The organism is Paeniglutamicibacter kerguelensis (assembly GCF_017876535.1).
Lineage (GTDB): Bacteria > Actinomycetota > Actinomycetes > Actinomycetales > Micrococcaceae > Paeniglutamicibacter > Paeniglutamicibacter kerguelensis.
Genome location: NZ_JAGIOF010000004.1, coordinates 304897 through 320905 on the forward strand (window position 1 = coordinate 304897; position 16009 = coordinate 320905).

14 protein-coding genes are annotated in these 16009 nt (G+C 65.4%); 7 read left to right on the forward strand and 7 right to left on the reverse strand.

Annotation, left to right across the window (positions count from 1 at the left end; genetic code table 11):
- Nucleotides 1-461 precede the first annotated feature (461 nt).
- From JOF47_RS20750 to JOF47_RS20760, 3 genes are all read left to right on the forward strand, one after another.
- Complete coding sequence (locus JOF47_RS20750; RefSeq protein ID WP_210002482.1) at nt 462-1976, forward strand: FAD-dependent oxidoreductase; 1515 nt, start codon at nt 462-464, stop codon at nt 1974-1976.
- Nucleotides 1977-2538: 562 nt separating this feature from the next.
- Nucleotides 2539-2766: a helix-turn-helix domain-containing protein gene (locus JOF47_RS20755; RefSeq protein WP_210002484.1), complete on the forward strand. Its 228-nt coding sequence runs from the start codon at nt 2539-2541 to the stop codon at nt 2764-2766.
- Nucleotides 2767-3078: 312 nt separating this feature from the next.
- Nucleotides 3079-4173, forward strand: a complete 1095-nt coding sequence (locus JOF47_RS20760) for a hypothetical protein (RefSeq protein WP_210002486.1) — start codon at nt 3079-3081, stop codon at nt 4171-4173.
- Here JOF47_RS20760 and JOF47_RS20765 read toward each other — a convergent pair.
- From JOF47_RS20765 to JOF47_RS20775, 3 genes are all read right to left on the reverse strand, one after another.
- On the reverse strand, nt 4170-5678 hold the full coding sequence (locus tag JOF47_RS20765; RefSeq protein WP_210002487.1) for a bifunctional phosphatase PAP2/diacylglycerol kinase family protein: 1509 nt from the start codon (nt 5676-5678) through the stop codon (nt 4170-4172). The genes JOF47_RS20760 and JOF47_RS20765 overlap by 4 nt on opposite strands.
- Nucleotides 5679-5993: 315 nt before the next feature.
- Entirely contained in the window at nt 5994-6920 is a 927-nt protein-coding gene (locus JOF47_RS20770; protein ID WP_210002859.1) for an NADP-dependent oxidoreductase, read from the reverse strand.
- A gap of 113 nt (nt 6921-7033) precedes the next feature.
- On the reverse strand, nt 7034-7435 hold the full coding sequence (locus JOF47_RS20775) for a YchJ family protein (protein WP_210002489.1): 402 nt from the start codon (nt 7433-7435) through the stop codon (nt 7034-7036).
- A gap of 201 nt (nt 7436-7636) precedes the next feature.
- On the opposite strand from JOF47_RS20775, the gene purS reads away from it, so the two are divergent.
- From purS to purL, 3 genes are read left to right on the forward strand one after another with little or no spacing between them, the layout of a single operon-like run.
- Entirely contained in the window at nt 7637-7888 is a 252-nt protein-coding gene (gene purS, locus JOF47_RS20780; protein WP_210002491.1) for a phosphoribosylformylglycinamidine synthase subunit PurS, read from the forward strand.
- Nucleotides 7888-8643 (forward strand): phosphoribosylformylglycinamidine synthase subunit PurQ, encoded by a 756-nt coding sequence (gene purQ / locus JOF47_RS20785; RefSeq protein ID WP_210002493.1) that lies wholly within the window; start codon nt 7888-7890, stop codon nt 8641-8643. The genes purS and purQ overlap by 1 nt, the downstream gene beginning before the upstream one ends.
- 26 nt (nt 8644-8669) lie before the next feature.
- Nucleotides 8670-10955: a phosphoribosylformylglycinamidine synthase subunit PurL gene (purL, locus tag JOF47_RS20790; RefSeq protein ID WP_245357139.1), complete on the forward strand. Its 2286-nt coding sequence runs from the start codon at nt 8670-8672 to the stop codon at nt 10953-10955.
- 85 nt (nt 10956-11040) lie between these two features.
- Here the strand turns inward: purL and JOF47_RS20795 are convergent, their stop codons facing one another.
- Entirely contained in the window at nt 11041-11667 is a 627-nt protein-coding gene (locus JOF47_RS20795; protein ID WP_210002497.1) for a dihydrofolate reductase family protein, read from the reverse strand.
- Nucleotides 11668-11962: 295 nt separating this feature from the next.
- Here JOF47_RS20795 and JOF47_RS20800 point away from each other — a divergent pair, with 295 nt between their 5' ends.
- Entirely contained in the window at nt 11963-13723 is a 1761-nt protein-coding gene (locus JOF47_RS20800) for a lipase family protein (protein ID WP_210002499.1), read from the forward strand.
- 7 nt (nt 13724-13730) lie between these two features.
- On the opposite strand, the gene JOF47_RS20805 is transcribed toward JOF47_RS20800, so the two are convergent.
- From JOF47_RS20805 to JOF47_RS20815, 3 genes are read right to left on the reverse strand one after another with little or no spacing between them, the layout of a single operon-like run.
- Complete coding sequence (locus tag JOF47_RS20805) at nt 13731-15137, reverse strand: DUF1990 family protein (protein WP_210002501.1); 1407 nt, start codon at nt 15135-15137, stop codon at nt 13731-13733.
- A gap of 8 nt (nt 15138-15145) precedes the next feature.
- A complete protein-coding gene (locus JOF47_RS20810) occupies nt 15146-15469 on the reverse strand; it encodes a putative quinol monooxygenase (RefSeq protein WP_210002503.1) in 324 nt (107 codons plus the stop codon).
- A gap of 23 nt (nt 15470-15492) precedes the next feature.
- Entirely contained in the window at nt 15493-15879 is a 387-nt protein-coding gene (locus JOF47_RS20815) for an MmcQ/YjbR family DNA-binding protein (RefSeq protein WP_342592886.1), read from the reverse strand.
- Between the last annotated feature and the right edge of the window lie 130 nt (nt 15880-16009).

The following is a 16009-nucleotide window of genomic DNA, read 5'->3' on the forward strand; positions in this document are numbered from 1 at the left end:
GTATAACTCTGTTAATCCACTATCCAATAACGCTGTGACCAGACAGAAGACGCGACCATGCCAGGCGGAAAACGGTTTCATTTTTTCGAAGTCCTTTGCAACCAAGCCAACCAGCAGTTCCGCGCTGGAAGCACTTCATTGAAACAACGGACCACGTCAGAGCCTCACGTCCGGATGCCCGCCGAACGGGTAACGCGTGCCATTGATAAACCCCGGGCGAAACGCGATGATCGACACATGGTCACGAGCGATTGGAGCTCTTCGTCAGAGCTGTCACTGAGGTGCCGACGTCCGACCGCACACCTTCAAGCCAAGCCGAAATTCCCGGTGCCTTACCCGTTTTGCGAGGGACCGATCCCATGGCCAATTTCGCGTTGCCTTGTGGCTCGACCCTGCGTTCAGCCGTTCCCGACGCCGCCTGGAAGCGATCGAAAAGTGCTGGGCAATCCGGAGGAGAAGCAATGAGTGCCGCATCCAACAATGAACGGCTCGCAGGTGAACCCGTATCCCTCTGGGTTGCCACCGGCGGAACCACCGAATACCCCGGCCTGCGCGGGGACGTGGAGGTGGACGTCGCGGTGATCGGCGGCGGCATCGCCGGGCTGACCGCCGCGTTGGCGCTGAAGCGCGCAGGCCGGACCGTTGCGGTGGTCGAGACGGCCCGCGTGGGAACCGGCGTCACCGGCCACACCACCGGCAAGGTCACCTCCCTGCAACGACTCGCCTACACGGAACTCCGCGACAGACACGGCACCGAAACCGCCCGAGCCTACGGGCAGGCCAACGAGGCCGCGCTCGGCCACATCGCGGACACGGTGGCCACGGAAGGCATCGACTGCGACTTCCGCCGCGTCGCGAACTACACCTACGCCGAATCCGATGACGCACTTGCACGTGTGCGTGCCGAGGCCGACCTTGCCGCGGAATTTGGCCTTCCCGCAACGTTCACCACCGAGGTCCCGTTGCCCTTTCCGGTCAAGGGTGCGGTCCGGTTCGACGGGCAGGCACAGCTGCATGCCGTGAAGTACCTCCAGGGCCTCGCCCGGGCGGTCGATGGGGATGGCAGCTTCGTCTTTGAGGGGGCGCGTGCACAGGATATCCAGGAGGGCTCGCCGTGCGTTGTCAGCCTCGAGGACGGCAGCGTCCGGGCGCGCGATGTCATCGTCGCCACGAATGTTCCGTTCGGCGACCACGGCCTGTTCGAGGCCCGGTCCCGCGCGCACCGTTCCTACCTCGTCGCGGGCCGGGTGGACACCCCGCCGCTGGATGCCACGTTCATCAGCGTCGACGAACCGATGCGCTCCGTCTTGACGGTCGGCATTGACGGCAAGAGCTACATGCTCGCCGGGGGCGAAGGCCACCCCGCATCCGAGGCCACCGACACCGCCGCGCATTACCGCAGGCTGGCGGCCTTTGCCCGCGACCGCCTCGGCGTGGATGAGGTCGCCTACCGGTGGTCGACGCAGGATGGCATCCCGCTCGACGGCCTGCCATACGTCGGGCTCATGTCCCCCGATGCCAAGCACGTGTACGTGATCACGGGCCTGCGCAAATGGGGACTGACCAACGGAACCGCCGCCGCCCTGATCCTTACCGCCACGCTCACCGGCCGGGAAAACCAGTGGGCCGCGGTGTTCAACAGCAACCGCAGCGCCCCGGCAGACAGCGCGAAACGGCCGGATGAGGAGAATCCCGACGCCACCGGCAAACCGGCAGGGCAGCCCGCACGCGCGGATTTGACCCCCGGCGAGGGGACCGTCATTGAGGTTGGCGGCGAGAGCACGGCCGTTTACAGAGACCCGGAAGGGCAGGTCCACGCCGTCTCGGCCGTCTGCACGCACCTGGGCTGCATCGTGGACTTCAACCCCGCCGACGTCACCTGGGACTGCCCCTGCCACGGCTCCCGCTTCGCCACCGACGGCAACGTCATCCAAGGGCCCGCTGTCGCCGCCCTCCCGCCCAGGCCGATGCCTTGAACTGGCGATGAAGAGGGGTGCGGTCGCGCCGGCCATGTAGCTGGCTGGACCGCACTGGTTGGTGCCCGCCATCAGCGCGGCCCAGCCGGCCTTTCATGATGCCCTGAGGTGGGCCGGAAACAGCCCGGCCGACGATAGCTGAGCCTGCAAAAGCATGGGAATCGGGTTGCGCCCTCTTGGCTGCCGGGTCACACCTCGGTCTCAGCGTCATCCCGTTCAGATCCACGGAGACACCGGCAGCCAGTAGCCTCCGTGTGCCACCCACCACCGGCGGCGCAGGTGCGCCGGCACTTCGGAGGGCGCCCACGAGGATAATTTGCATGGTGCCTAGTCAGGTCCGCTAGCTCTGCCGAGAACAAAAACACCAGCAAGTATTCCCTGTCCATGCATGTCGATACCCCCGGAAAAGTCAATGCATTGCCTCAGATTTAAACCTCCGGGAAGTACTCTGGTGCCCGCGGGATGTTTGTGTTTACGATGTGCTCAACGTTGCACCTGTGGTTGAAGGTGCACATGCTAACCGCTCCGTCGTGGGGACGACGGACATACGGATGGGGATGCAATGGTTGACCTGCAGAGGTTCGAGAACGCGCACTATCTCACGGTGGCCGAGGTGGCCCTGTCGATGAGGGTGTCGAAAATGACCGTCTACCGGTTGGTGCATGCCGGGGAGCTGCCCGCCGTGCGTTTCGGCAGGTCCTACCGCGTGCCCGAACTGGCGGTGGAGGAATACCTGGTTGCCGAGCAGCACGCGGCCACGTCGCCGACCCAGTACCCCGCGACCACCTGACGGGCAAGGCCTAGCCACAACCGGATCCGTTGGCCCGGATGGGCCGGCGGAGACCCGGGCACCTGCATCCCGGTGGATGCGTGGACCCACGGCCAGCACGGCGAACGTCCACGATCCGCGAGAACGAGGGGCTCGATGTGGCTTGAGCGCACGTTTAATGGATCCGCCTGTGTCATCGGGCGGGTTCTTCACCGGGCATTATTCATCCGACTGACTTGCGCCATTGCGTGACCACGAGATCCATTGTCGGATGACAAGCCGCATTGCCCGAAACACAATCGCTTTGGGGGAATCGTGAAAAAAATCGTCTCCGTGTTCGCATCAAGTGCCTTGGTCTTCGCGACGTTGGCTCTGGCACCACCAGCAATCGCCGCCCCGCCGGCGGCTCGGCCGCAGGCTACAGCCCCGGCCTCCGTGGCCGCCGCAAGGGCCAAGTCGCCAGGGATCGCCGTTGGCGCAAAAAAGACCACCAGAACCAACAAACCGAACAAATCGATTCAAACGGTCAAGCTTCCGGTTCTGCACTATTCAAGCGCCAAGAACCGCAAGAACGTCGCGAAATACGCGAACGAAGCCGTCGCGGCCGAGCTGAAGTCCTTCAATGCCGGACGCAGGGGCACCTGTCGGGGCGACGCCACTGCCGCCTTCGATGCTTGGCCCGGCCGGACCGGAATCTACATGGGCCGCTACGCCTCGGTCACCATGAGCTACTCGCTACGCCAGTGCGGTGCCGCAGCAACAAGCAAAGCGCGATCCTTCACGGTGGACCTCAAGACCGGCAAAAAAGTCAGCATGTCCGCCTTCGTCTCACTGAACGACATCACCACCAAGATGGCGGTGGCCAACAATTTCAGGGCCGCCAAAAACACCTGCATCAGGCAACTGGATCCAGCCGCCAGCAAGTTCCCACAACCAGTTGCCTGGGACGTTTCGACCAAGGGCATCCGGTTCCACTACGGGAAGCGCTCCATCGGGCCTGCTGCTTGCGGGATCCCCGTCGTGCTGCTGCCGTGGTCCGAGGTCGGCACGGCCAAGGAAATGCAAGGTGCGGTCAAGAACCGCACCTACGTCAACAACCTCACCTTCGACAAGGAATATGACACGTACTGGGGTTCAGTCATCATGACCTCCGTTCAGGGCCGCAAGGTGACGGTGTTCGATTCGTTGCTCAACAGCGACGGCGTCTGCCTCCACGGCGTCCGCTCCGGCAAAAGCGCCATGCTCAGTCAGGCGGGGGGCAACAACACCAAGTTCAAGGCGGGGATGAAGGACACGTCCGCCAATCCGAGGTTCGACACCGACCGGCTTGGGCAAGGATGGCGCGAGGCTACCGCCTCCGACATCAAGAAAATCAAGCACACGGTCGGAGGCTCCATGTTTACGGCCCGCCAAGCTTGCGGGTCCTAGCTCTTCCCGCCGTCCAAGGGCGAGTACACGCGTAGCTTCCCGCGCTGCACTGTGAACTCCGCCGTCCGAACACCCGTCAACGGTTCGCCGTCCACGGCCAGGACCAGGGGTTCTCCGTCCGCCTCGAGGCTGAGCCGGGACGCCTCGCTTAGGTGCGTGACCTTGGCGGAGGCCACCGTTCCCGTGACCACGGCCCAGAGCAGCCGAAGCCGGGCGAAGGGATCATCGGCGGTAACCATGCGGATGTCCAGCACACCGTCATCGAGCACCGGCCGCGTCAGGGGCGCCATGTCACGCGGGTAGTAGCGGCCCCGGCCCAGGTACAGGATCCACAGTTTGTGCCGCACTCCGTCGATTTTCAGTGTGGTGGGCGAGTCCAAGGCGAAGGTGCGCAGGCCCGCCACGAGCCCGGCCAGCGGTTTCCCCAGCGCCGGCTGGAGCCGTTCGCGGCGCCGGACCAGGTTGGGATAGACCCCGATGCTTGCCGTGTTCAGCATGGTGAGCTCGAGTGTTTCGTCGGCGCCCTCGATGCCGCGCCCCACGGAGATAAACCCGAAATCCGACGAGACAGCCGACCCCGCCGAGGCAGCCGCCGCGGCCTCCCCAAGGGTAGCTACACCGACGTCACGTGCGAAGTGGTTAAGCGTTCCACCGGGCAGGACCAGCAGTGGCAGGGAGTGCCGGACAGCGGCCGCGCCGGCGGTCCCCACCGTACCGTCGCCGCCCCACACACCCAAGGCCTTGGTTCCGGTCCGGGCGGCGGCCTCCTGGATCTCGGCGGCGATGTCCCCACCCTCCTTGATTTCGTGAATATGCGCTTTGGGGAAGGTTTCTCGAATCAGAGCAACCGTCTCTGGCAAGTAGGAACCGCCCAGTACATTGACCGCGATGCTCAACCCCTCGCCGTCGTCGATGGCGGGTGCCTCGGCCGACGCGCGGCAGGCGGGCGGGGCCATCTGCCGCTCAGGCCACCACTTCCGCGTCAGAATGGCCGCTCCGACGCCGATAGCGGAGCCCAACAACACATCCGAAGGCCAATGGGCCCCCGTATGGACCCGGGAATAGGCCACTCCTGCAGCGACCGGGACAAGAGCGATACCCAGTGCCGGTGACACCATCCCGACACCCAGCGTGAAGGCCGCCGCGGAGGCCGAATGCCCCGAAGGCAGGGACGAGCTGGTGGGCTGCGGATGCACAAAACGGAAGACCGGGAGATCCGCCGGTAGGGGCCGGGCCCGGGGAAGCACGGTCTTGAAGATCAGGTTGGTGACGACCGAGGCAACCCCGAGCGCCAGGACCCCGTGCACGGCGGCCCTGCGCGGATTGCCGGAAACCACGGCGAAGCCGCCGGCGATGGCGAACCAGAGTTTGCCCTTCGTGGCTGCCGCGGAGAGGGTGCTGAAGAACGTATCCTGCGGACCGGACGGCAGCCGCGAGACGGCGCGGACAATGAAGCGGTCGATTGCCGCCACCTGCCCCGTGCCTTTGCCCAGCATGCCTCGCATTCAACCACCGTAGGGCAATTATCCGGTGTGCGTCTGCACTGAGGACGACTTTTCCTGCGGCATCTTCCCGCAGAAGATCCGCGCCGGCCGCAAGAGCAAGATCCCGTTCGTGCTGATCGCCGACGGCTAGAACACCGAAGCAGGTGCGAACCGGTCAGAGGGCAGGTTCCGTTTCTGTAAACAACATGAATCACCGAACAACCAGCAAAGAAACGTTCGGCCCGGGACCCGCGACATTTCGCGGGTCCCGGGCCGAATCAAACCAACTTGCACGGCGCCCGTTAGGGACGATGCAGCAAAGCCGAGTGGTGGAGGCTAGTTGGTGAACCCCGTCAGCACGATCTTGCCGCCGGCATGTCCCGCCATGCTTTCGCCGAACGCCGCAGCAGCTTCCTGCATCGGGTACGTGGAGACGACGTTGATCTTGAGCTTGCCGTCATCCACCAGTGCGCTGAGTCGGTCCAGTTCCTTGCCGTCGGGGCGCACCCAGATGAAGTGGCCGCCGTGGCCCATGACCGAACCGTCGGCGATGGACGCGTGGGTTCCGGAATCCTTCAGCACCGCAAGGGTGGATTCGAGTGCGCCGCCGTGGAAGTCCGCGACGGCGTCGACCCCCTCGGGCGCCAGCGCACGCACGCGCTCAACCAGGCCGTCGCCGTAGGTCACGGGCTCGGCGCCGAGCGCGGCCAGGGTTTCGTGGTTCTTTTCAGAACCGGTGGCCAGGACGCGTACGCCCGCAACGACCGCCAACTGGATGGCCGCTTGACCCACGCCGCCGGAGCCGTTGTGAATCAGCAAGGTTTGGCCCGGCTTCAGGTCCAACGCGTCCAAAGTGCGCTGGGCGGTGCCGCCGGTCAGCGGAAGCGATGCGGCCTCTTCCCATGACAAGGAGTTTGGCTTGTGCGCAACCGTGGCGGCGGGAAGCACCATGTACTCCGCGAAGGAGCCGAAGTGCACGCTGTCGCGCCGGCCGTAGGCGTAGACCTCGTCGCCCACCTTGAACTCGGGGGTGTCGAAGCCGACGGCTTCCACCACGCCCGCAACGTCCCATCCCGGAATGACGGGGAAGGTGACGTCCATGATCGGGTCGAGGTAACCGCCCATGACCTTCCAGTCCACCGGGTTCACGCCCGCAGCCTTGACGCGGATCAGCACGCTTCCTGGCCCGACCTTGGGACGGGGAAGCTCAAGCTGTTCCAGCTTGTCGACGCCTCCGTAGCTCGCGTAGGCCATGGCTTTCATCGTCTGTTCACTCATCGTGGCGACCTCTTTCGGTGGTGGAAGTTTTTGGGCGGAGCAGCACCTGCTCCATTTGTACCAACCAGTACACAACCCAAATTATTCGCGAATGAGTCCTATTCCACAGCGTCCAGGTAGTACCAGCGGCCGTCCTCGCGCACGAATTCGCTGACCTCGTGCTGGTATTCGCGCTGGCCAAGCAGCCCGTAGCGTGCGACAAACTCGACGATGCCGGTCTGGTCGAAGGGGCCACCGGCCTCGGTGCGGACAATCTCCAGGTTCTTCCACACGATCGTCTCGTCAAGATCGAGCTCCGTGGGGCGGGTGCTCGGATGCCAGGTGGCAAGCAGGTAGCCGGGAAGCATCAGGGCGAAGGCGCTGTAGCGCGAACGCATCAACTCAACTGCAGTTGCGGGCCACGCCGGTGCCTGCGGATCGGAATAGCCGGTGTGAAATCGACCACAGCAGGAACCGTAGATTTCCCCTGTATTGCATGGGCAGCGTTCATCTTTATCCATTTAAACAGCTTAAGCGCACGCCGATCCGCAGATACCCACCGGTAGCTATCACAGGGAAACATCACCGGGTTGACGCCCCGAATCAGCGGACCCAAGGCTTGCCGGTAGACTTGGTGAGCAAGCTCGCGGAGCGCCGACACCTTGGCGTGAGACGGCACCTCCGCAAGCGTATAACCACCCTTCGCGCACAGGAGAACCCGGATGCCCCGGATCGTTGTTGATGTTATGCCCAAGCCCGAGATTCTTGACCCGCAGGGCAAGGCCATCGTCGGAGCACTGCCCCGTCTTGGTTTCACCGCCTTTAGCGAAGTCCGTCAGGGCAAGCGGTTCGAACTGACCGTCGACGGCGAGGTGACCGAGGAAATCTTGGCACAGGCCCGCACCGCGGCCGAAACCCTCCTCTCGAACCCGGTCATCGAAGACGTTGTCAACGTCGAGGTTGTCGCAGACTAATGAGTGCAACCGAACTCCCCTTGATCGGCGACTACTCGACGCCGAGCACCGAGCTGAACGGCGCCCGCATCGGCGTCGTCACGTTCCCCGGAACCCTCGATGACCGCGACGCAGCTCGCGCCATCCGGTTGACCGGGGCCGAGGCCGTGTCCCTGTGGCACGCCGACCACGACCTGCAGAACGTCGACGCAGTCGTCATCCCGGGTGGCTTCTCCTACGGGGACTACCTGCGCGCCGGCGCCATCGCCCGCTTCGCACCGATGATGGGCAACATCATCGACGCCGCGAACTCCGATGCCAAGCTGCCCGTTCTGGGCATTTGCAACGGCTTCCAGATCCTGACCGAATCGCACCTGCTGCCGGGCTCCATGGTGAAGAACGACCACCTGAAGTTCCTCTGCCGCGACCAGGTCCTGCGTGTGGAAAACAACACCACCGCCTGGACCAACCAGTACGCCAAGGGTGAGGAAATCACCATCGTGCTGAAGAACCAGGACGGCCAGTACGTCGCCGACGAGAAGACCCTTGACGCCCTCGAGGCCGAGGGCCGCGTGGCCTTCAGCTACGTCGGCTGGAACCCGAACGGTTCCCGCCGCAACATCGCCGGCATCACCAATGCCGCGGGCAACGTGGTGGGCCTCATGCCGCACCCGGAGCACGCAGTGGAGGCCGGATTCGGCCCCGACCACACCGGAACCGACGGACTTGGGTTCTTCACCTCCGTCCTGACCCACCTTGTTGGAGGCCAGAAGTGAGCGTCGAAGAGCAGAAGAAGTTCAACATGGACACCGTGGCCAATGCCGCCGCGACTCCCGACACCGAACTTCCGTGGGCCGAGCTCGGCCTGAAGCAGAACGAATTCGAAGAGGTCGTCAAGGTCCTGGGCCGCCGCCCGACCGCGGCGGAACTCGCCATGTACTCGGTCATGTGGTCCGAGCACTGCTCCTACAAGTCCTCGAAGAACCACCTGCGCCAGTTCGGCGACAAGGTGACCGAGGAAATGAAGAAGGACATGCTCGTTGGCATCGGCGAAAACGCCGGCGTGACCAACCTGGGCGACGGCTGGGCCGTGACCTTCAAGATCGAATCGCACAACTCCCCCACGATGATCGAACCGTACCAGGGTGCGGCCACCGGCATCGGCGGCATCGTGCGCGACATCATCTCCATGGGCGCCCGCCCGGTCGCCGTGATGGACCCGTTGCGCTTCGGCGCGATCGACCACCCGGACACCGCACGCGTCATCCACGGTGCCGTCGCCGGCATCGGCGGCTACGGCAACTCGCTGGGCCTGCCGAACATCGGCGGCGAAATGGTCTTCGACTCCGTCTACCAAGGCAACCCGCTGGTGAACGCGCTTGCAGTTGGCGTCATGCGCCACGAGGACATCCGCCTGGCCAACGCGTCGGGCAAGGGCAACAAGGTCGTGCTCTTCGGCGCACGCACCGGCGGCGACGGCATCGGCGGCGCCTCCATCCTGTCCTCGGAGACCTTCGACGACACCAAGCCCTCCAAGCGCCCGGCCGTCCAGGTGGGCGACCCGTTCGCGGAAAAGGTGCTCATCGAGTGCTGCCTCGAGCTGTTCAAGGGTTCCCTCGTCGAGGGCATCCAGGACCTCGGAGCCGCCGGCATCTCCTGCGCCACCTCGGAGCTTGCCTCCAACGGCGACGGCGGCATGGAGGTCGAACTGACCTCCGTCCTGCTGCGCGATCCCTCGCTGACCCCGGGCGAGATCCTGATGTCCGAGTCCCAGGAACGCATGATGGCCGTTGTCTCCCCGGAGAACATCGAAGCCTTCGAGGCGACCATGGACAAGTGGGCCGTGGAGTACTCCTGGCTGGGCGAGGTCACCGACACCGGCCGCCTGATCATTAAGTGGGACGGCGAAGTCATCGTCGACGTCGACCCGCGCACCGTGGCACACGACGGCCCGCTCTACGACCGTCCGTACGCCCGCCCGGAATGGCAGGACGCCCTGCAGGCGGACACCTTCAAGTCCTCGGAGGCCGGCGCCAACCTGCCGGCCACCGGCGAAGAGCTGAAGGCCGCCCTGGTTGAGCTGATGGCTTCCCCGAACATGTGCGACAAGTCCTGGATCACCAACCAGTACGACCGCTACGTGGGCGGCAACACCGCCCTGGCAGCCCCGGACGACGCCGGCGTGATCCGCGTTGACGAGAAGACCGGCCTGGGCGTTGCCCTGGCCACCGACGCCAACGGCCGCTACACCTTCCTGGATCCGTACCACGGCGCGCAGCTGGCCCTCTCCGAGGCCTACCGCAACGTCGCCACCTCCGGCGCCGTGCCGATGGCCGTCTCCGACTGCCTGAACTTCGGCTCCCCCGAGGATTCCGATGTCATGTGGCAGCTGGCGGAGGCCATTCGCGGCCTCTCCGACGCCTGCATGGAACTCGGCGTCCCGGTCACCGGCGGCAACGTGTCCCTGTACAACCAGACCGGCGACACCCCGATCCACCCGACCCCCGTGGTCGCGATGCTCGGCAAGCTGGACGACGTGGCCCGCCGCACCCCTTCGGGATGGCGCGCGGATGCAGATGGCCAGGCCATCTACCTGCTGGGCACCACGTTCGACGAGCTCGACGGTTCGGAATTCGCGAACATCCGCGGACACCTCGGCGGCCTGCCGCCGAAGGTCGACCTCGCAGCGGAGAAGACCCTGGGTGCGATCCTGATCAACGCCTCGCGCGATGGCATGATCGACTCAGCCCACGACATCTCCGAGGGCGGCATCGGCGCGGCACTGGCCGAAATGGCCCTGCGCTACAACGTCGGCGCCCGAGTGGCCCTGGACGACCTGTGCGCACGTGACGGCCTCGACGCCTTCACCGCACTGTTCTCCGAGTCGCAGGCCCGCGCCATCGTTGCGGTCCCGCGCTCCGAAGAGGTTCGCTTCAACGACATGGCCACCGCACGCAACTTCCCCGTGGTCCGCCTCGGTGTCGTTGACGCCGCGGCCACCTCGCTGGAAATCCAGGGTCAGTTCGACCTGGACCTCGCCGAGCTGCGCGAAGCGCACGAGGCAACCCTGCCGAAGTACTTCGGCTAAGCACGTCTAAGAAATCGGGGCCCGGAAGGATTTTCCTTCCGGGCCCCGCTTTCGTTAACGGTTCAGGTGGCCGTGCGAAACCGGCTCAGCGGACGTCGGACACGCCCGTGTAGGTTGCGTAGCTGGCGTCCCCGGTCCGCTCATAGGTCAGCAGGGCGAGCCCGCCCGGGGTGGTGGTGCTGCCCGTCAGTCGCAGCCCGGCGGCGGATCCACCCTCCGGGAACAACCGGCGGCCGTGGCCCAAGACGACGGGCGCAACGACGAGCCTCATCTCGTCGATCAACCCCGCGGCCAGCAACGATCCGGCGAGCCTGGCACTTCCATGGATCTGGAGTTCCCGGCCGGGCCTCGACTTGAGTTCCGCGACCTGCGCGGCAACATCCCCGGACAAAATGGTGGTCGGGTTCCAGCTGCCCCGCTCCAGGGTGTGTGAGGCGACATACTTCGGAAGACTGTTCATCAGCGCGGTGAAGGGATCGTCGGCATCGGTGATCTGCGGCCAGTCACGCGCAAAGGCCTCATAGGTGCGGCGGCCGAGCAGAAGTCCATCGGCCTGACCCAGCCACTGCGCCGCCTGGTCGATGAATGCCGCATCCATGTGCGGAACCAGCCACCCGCCCTGGGTGAAGCCGCCACTGGTGTCTTCATCCGGGGATCCCGGACCCTGCGATACGCCGTCAAGGCTCACGAACTCCGTCAATGTCAGCTTCATGGGGTTGATCTTCCTCGTCGGGTTGGCACGTCCTGCGGCCAAGCTACCCGACCTTGGAACCCTGCTCAAGGGAACCGCCAGCATGCAACCGTCGACGCAACGGAATGCGGGCCGACGGAAAATTCCGTCACTAAGCGCACCGTGGGTACGTGGGTGGCCTCGACCATGCCGACGTTCCTGTTCATCGCGGGGCATGCCCTTACCTACGGCAGGGCATACGGCAGGGCATACGGCAGAATGTTTACTTGTGTAGGCGAAACGCCTGCAGAACAAGGGAGCATGCATGTTCGAAGCCATGAAGAAGATCCCATTGTGGGTACGCCCTTTCCTGGGCTTGGCCATGGTGGTTCTTGGCGCCGTCCTGGCGCTGAACTCTTCGGCTTCGATCCAGGCGTTCGTGCTCGCGGTGTCCGTGGGGCTGGTCGCCGTGGGAATCGCCCGGATCATCGAGGCGTTCGGCGAGGATGCGGATCACGGCTCCGACCACGGCTCGGTAGTCCGGTGGATCACCGGCATCAGCGGCACTCTCCTCGCAGGAATGGGCATCGCCGCAATGGTTTGGCGCGGAGCCACCCTTCCCGTGTTGGCCCTGGCCGTCGCGCTGCTCCTGCTTCTCTCCGGGGTGGCCTCTCTGGTCTCGCTATTCAGGTCCTCGAACACCAACCGAACCTATTCCTTGCTCGGCGGGCTGGCCTCGATCGCCACCGGCACCTTGGTGCTGGTCTGGCCCAAGCTGACGGTATGGGCCTTCGGGGTGTTCTTCGGCGGCTGGCTGGTCTTCACTGGCCTGCGCTTGATCATTGACTTCTTTGCCCGGGGCAGGAAAAATCCGTCCACCCCGGCCAAGCGCAGGCTGGCCGGATTCGGCAAGGTCGCCGGTTCCGCGGTGGCCCTGCTTGCGGCGGTTGTGATGGTCCTGGTGACCCCCTTGATCCACGCCGGCGATCCACGCCAGGTTCCAGATGCGTTCTACACCCCGCCCACCGACATTCCGGCCGGACCGGGCCAGCTGCTGCGCGTCGAGCCGTTGTCCCAGGGCGTGCCGGAGAATGCAGCCGCTTGGCGGATCCTCTACACCACCACCCATCCCGACGGTTCCCCCGCGGTGGCTTCCGGTTCCGTGGTGGTGCCCGCCAATCACGGAACAGAGGCACTTCCGGTGGTATCCATGGCCCACGGCACCAAGGGCATCGTTCCGGGTTGCGCACCGTCGTTGTCCTCCGTGCCGTATTCCGACGGACCCGCCGCAGCCCTGCGCGAGCTCATCGGCCAGGGCTGGGCCGGGGTCATGACCGACTACGTCGGGCTGGGCACCAAGGGGCCGCACCCCTACCTGGTGGGCCAGGCCGAGGCCAGGAACGTCCTGGATGCGTTTCGCGCGGCCAGCCAGCTCGAGGAATTCTCATTGCGCGACGACACCCTCATCTGGGGCCATTCCCAGGGCGGCCACGGGGCGTTGTGGAGCGCGGCCATCGCCAAGGACTACGCCCCGGAGATCAAGGTCCTTGGCGTGGCGGCGCTGGCGCCCGCCACCAACCTGGTGGACCTGGCGCTCGGGGTGAAGGACGCGGCCGCCGGCAAGGTGGTCTCCTCCTACATCGCCGAGTCGTGGAACGACGTCTTCCCGGAGCTCAACGTGGAAAGCCAGATCACGCCGGGCTACGCCAGATCCGCCCAGCGCATCGGCGAGCTCTGCTTCGACGGGCGCGATGCACTGGCCGCGGTCATCGGCGGCACCCAGCTATTCGACGCGGTGATTCCCGACTCCGCCTTGAACGGCCCGCTGGGCGGGAAGCTCCGGGAAAACTCGGTGAACCAAAACATCAACTACCCGCTCTTTGTGGGCCAGGGGCTGGACGACCAGCTGGTGCTTCCCGGGATGCAGCGCGGTTGGGTTGCCGAACGCTGTGCCGCCGGGCAGCACATGGAATACCGCGAATACGAAGGTAGGGACCACATGCCGTTGGTGGAAGACGATTCGCCACTGATCCCGGAGCTGGTCCGGTGGGCCAACGACCGGCTCGACGGCAAGGCACCGGTCAACACGTGCCGCTAGCCGTGGATCAAGGCCTGGATCCAGCGATCCGGCGCGCCGCCTCGACGTAGTGCTTGGTGGCGAACCGTTGGGCGGCTTCCGCCGCCGGGGAGACCAGCCGGTAGAACCGGTTGGAGTGCTTGGAGACGGCCCTGATTTCCAGGTACACCGATCCGTCCTGGCCCAGCACCGCGGCAAAGGACTCCTCCCCCGTTTCGGGGTGCCCGGCCAGCGTTCCATAGGCAAAGCCGGATCGGCTGACCTCCTCGATCAGCCGCACCACGCGGCAGGGTGCGGTGATGCGTGCCGGACCGAATCCGAAGCCCAACTCGACGCGGCTACCGAGCTGGACACGCGGGGTGTCGGGCCGCGTGCGCAGGCCCGAACGCCTATGCAGTTCCCAGGTCAGCAAGCCTTCGGCAAGCGCGTCGAAGGCGGCTTGGCCTTCCCCCACCCGTTCGCGCAGCTGCAGGAGGCCGTAGCCCCCGGGCACCTCGTCGTGTTCGGTCATGCCGGGTTCGGGATAGCTCAGGTCGTTGAGCACACCCAGCCTGAACAGGCGACGCCGTGCGGCAAGCTCGGCGGGCCCCTTCTTGGCCAGCGTGATGCCCGCGAGTCCCAGGGCAGCCTTGCCGCCCAAACGGCTGGGCAGCGGGACGGGGCCGATCGCGGCGCGTTCGAGCCCCAGCATCCTGCGGTGGCTTTCGGGCAGGGTGCCGACCACCGCGGCAAAAAGCAGCTTGTAGCCGGGCAGGATCAGCGGGTCCAGCGGCGGGTTCGTCAGGAAGGAAACGACCTCGGCCACCCGGGGTCCGCCGGCAAGTTCGCCGCGCTGTTCGTACCCGGCGATGGCGGCCTTGAGCTCGGCTTCGCTCCGTGGAGGGTTTTTCACGCCCATGAGTTCACCGGCGACGGCCCACTCGCGCACATACGCATCGGCACCCTGCGGGACCGGCCCGGAAAACGCCTCGTGGCTGCGCAGGAACGCGTCGGCAAAGGCGATGTGGACCCAGGCGGCCAGATCCGGGTCGTTGGCCGAATAGCTTTTCTCGTCGCCCGCACCGGAGGTGTAGCTGCCGGCCACCGGGACGTGCCGCCGCTGCACCCACCGGCAGGCGGCCCGCGCGGCCTGGGTGTCGCCGTAGGTGAGCGTGAAGATCCAGCGGATGGTGCCGGCCAACCTGGCCAGCGGATCGCTTTGGTAGTTCGAGTGTTCGGCCACTCCGGCCAGCGCCCCGGGGTGCAGCGCCTGGGTCAGCAGGGCACGGATGCCCGCAGCCATGGGGCTCATGCCGCCATGGACCACCCAGACCGCCGAATCGTGGGCAAAGTAGCCGGCGTCATCGCCGCGGTCCAGCTCACGCTCCCAGACGGGATCGTAGGTTTCCTGGGCGGAAAAGGTCTGGTGCAGCTTGTGCCGGAGTGGCTCGAACATGCCGGCTGCTAGTCGATCTGCAGTTCGCCCATGTCGCCCCAGGAATCACCCTCGACCTTGCGGGAGACGATCTTCGGGGTGGACACGAGTGCGGGGCGCATGGCTTCCAGCCCGGCCTTGAAGTGGTCGGAGTTCACGTGGGTTCCGGCCGCGTCGTCGTCCAGGAACGCCTCGACGAGGACAAACTCGCTGGGATCCTCGACACTGCGGGACCAGTCGAACCAGAGGTTTCCGGCCTCGGCGCGGGTGGCCTGGGTGAACGGGGTAGTCAGTTCGATGAACTGCTCGGTGTATTCGGGCTTGGTCTTGAATTTCACGACGATGAAGTACATGACCCAAGCCTACCGATCCCGCGCTATCCGCGCTCGACGAGCCCCTTCCAGCCCAGCGCCTCGCGTTCGGTTCGCGGCAGCGAGGCGACCACCAGGTCGTATGAGTCCTCGATCAAGTCGCGCATCATCTCCGCGTCCAGTCCCGGGGTCACGGTGTTCCAGTGCTTTTTGTTCATGTGGTAACCCGGGTTGATCTGCGGGTTTGCGGCGCGCAACTGCTCGGCAAGCGCGGGGTCGCACTTGAGGTTCAACGACACGACACCGGACCGAAGCATGAGCAGCCCGAACATCTTGGACTTGGAACGGTCCCTGCCCGCGACCTTGTAAACCGCCGCTTCCTCGCCGAAGGGGAAGTCCTCATAGGCCCCCGGCATGTCCAGGCAAAGGGTGCGCCACAGTTCGTATTCCACGTTTCCATCCTAGCCACGCGATCGGGCTCCAAACACCAAAACCACGTGCCGAAGCAGCGCACCGGGCCCGGGTGTTAAACCAACAACCGGCATGCGCCTCGAGGGGGTGAGGCTCATGCCGGTTGGGCGG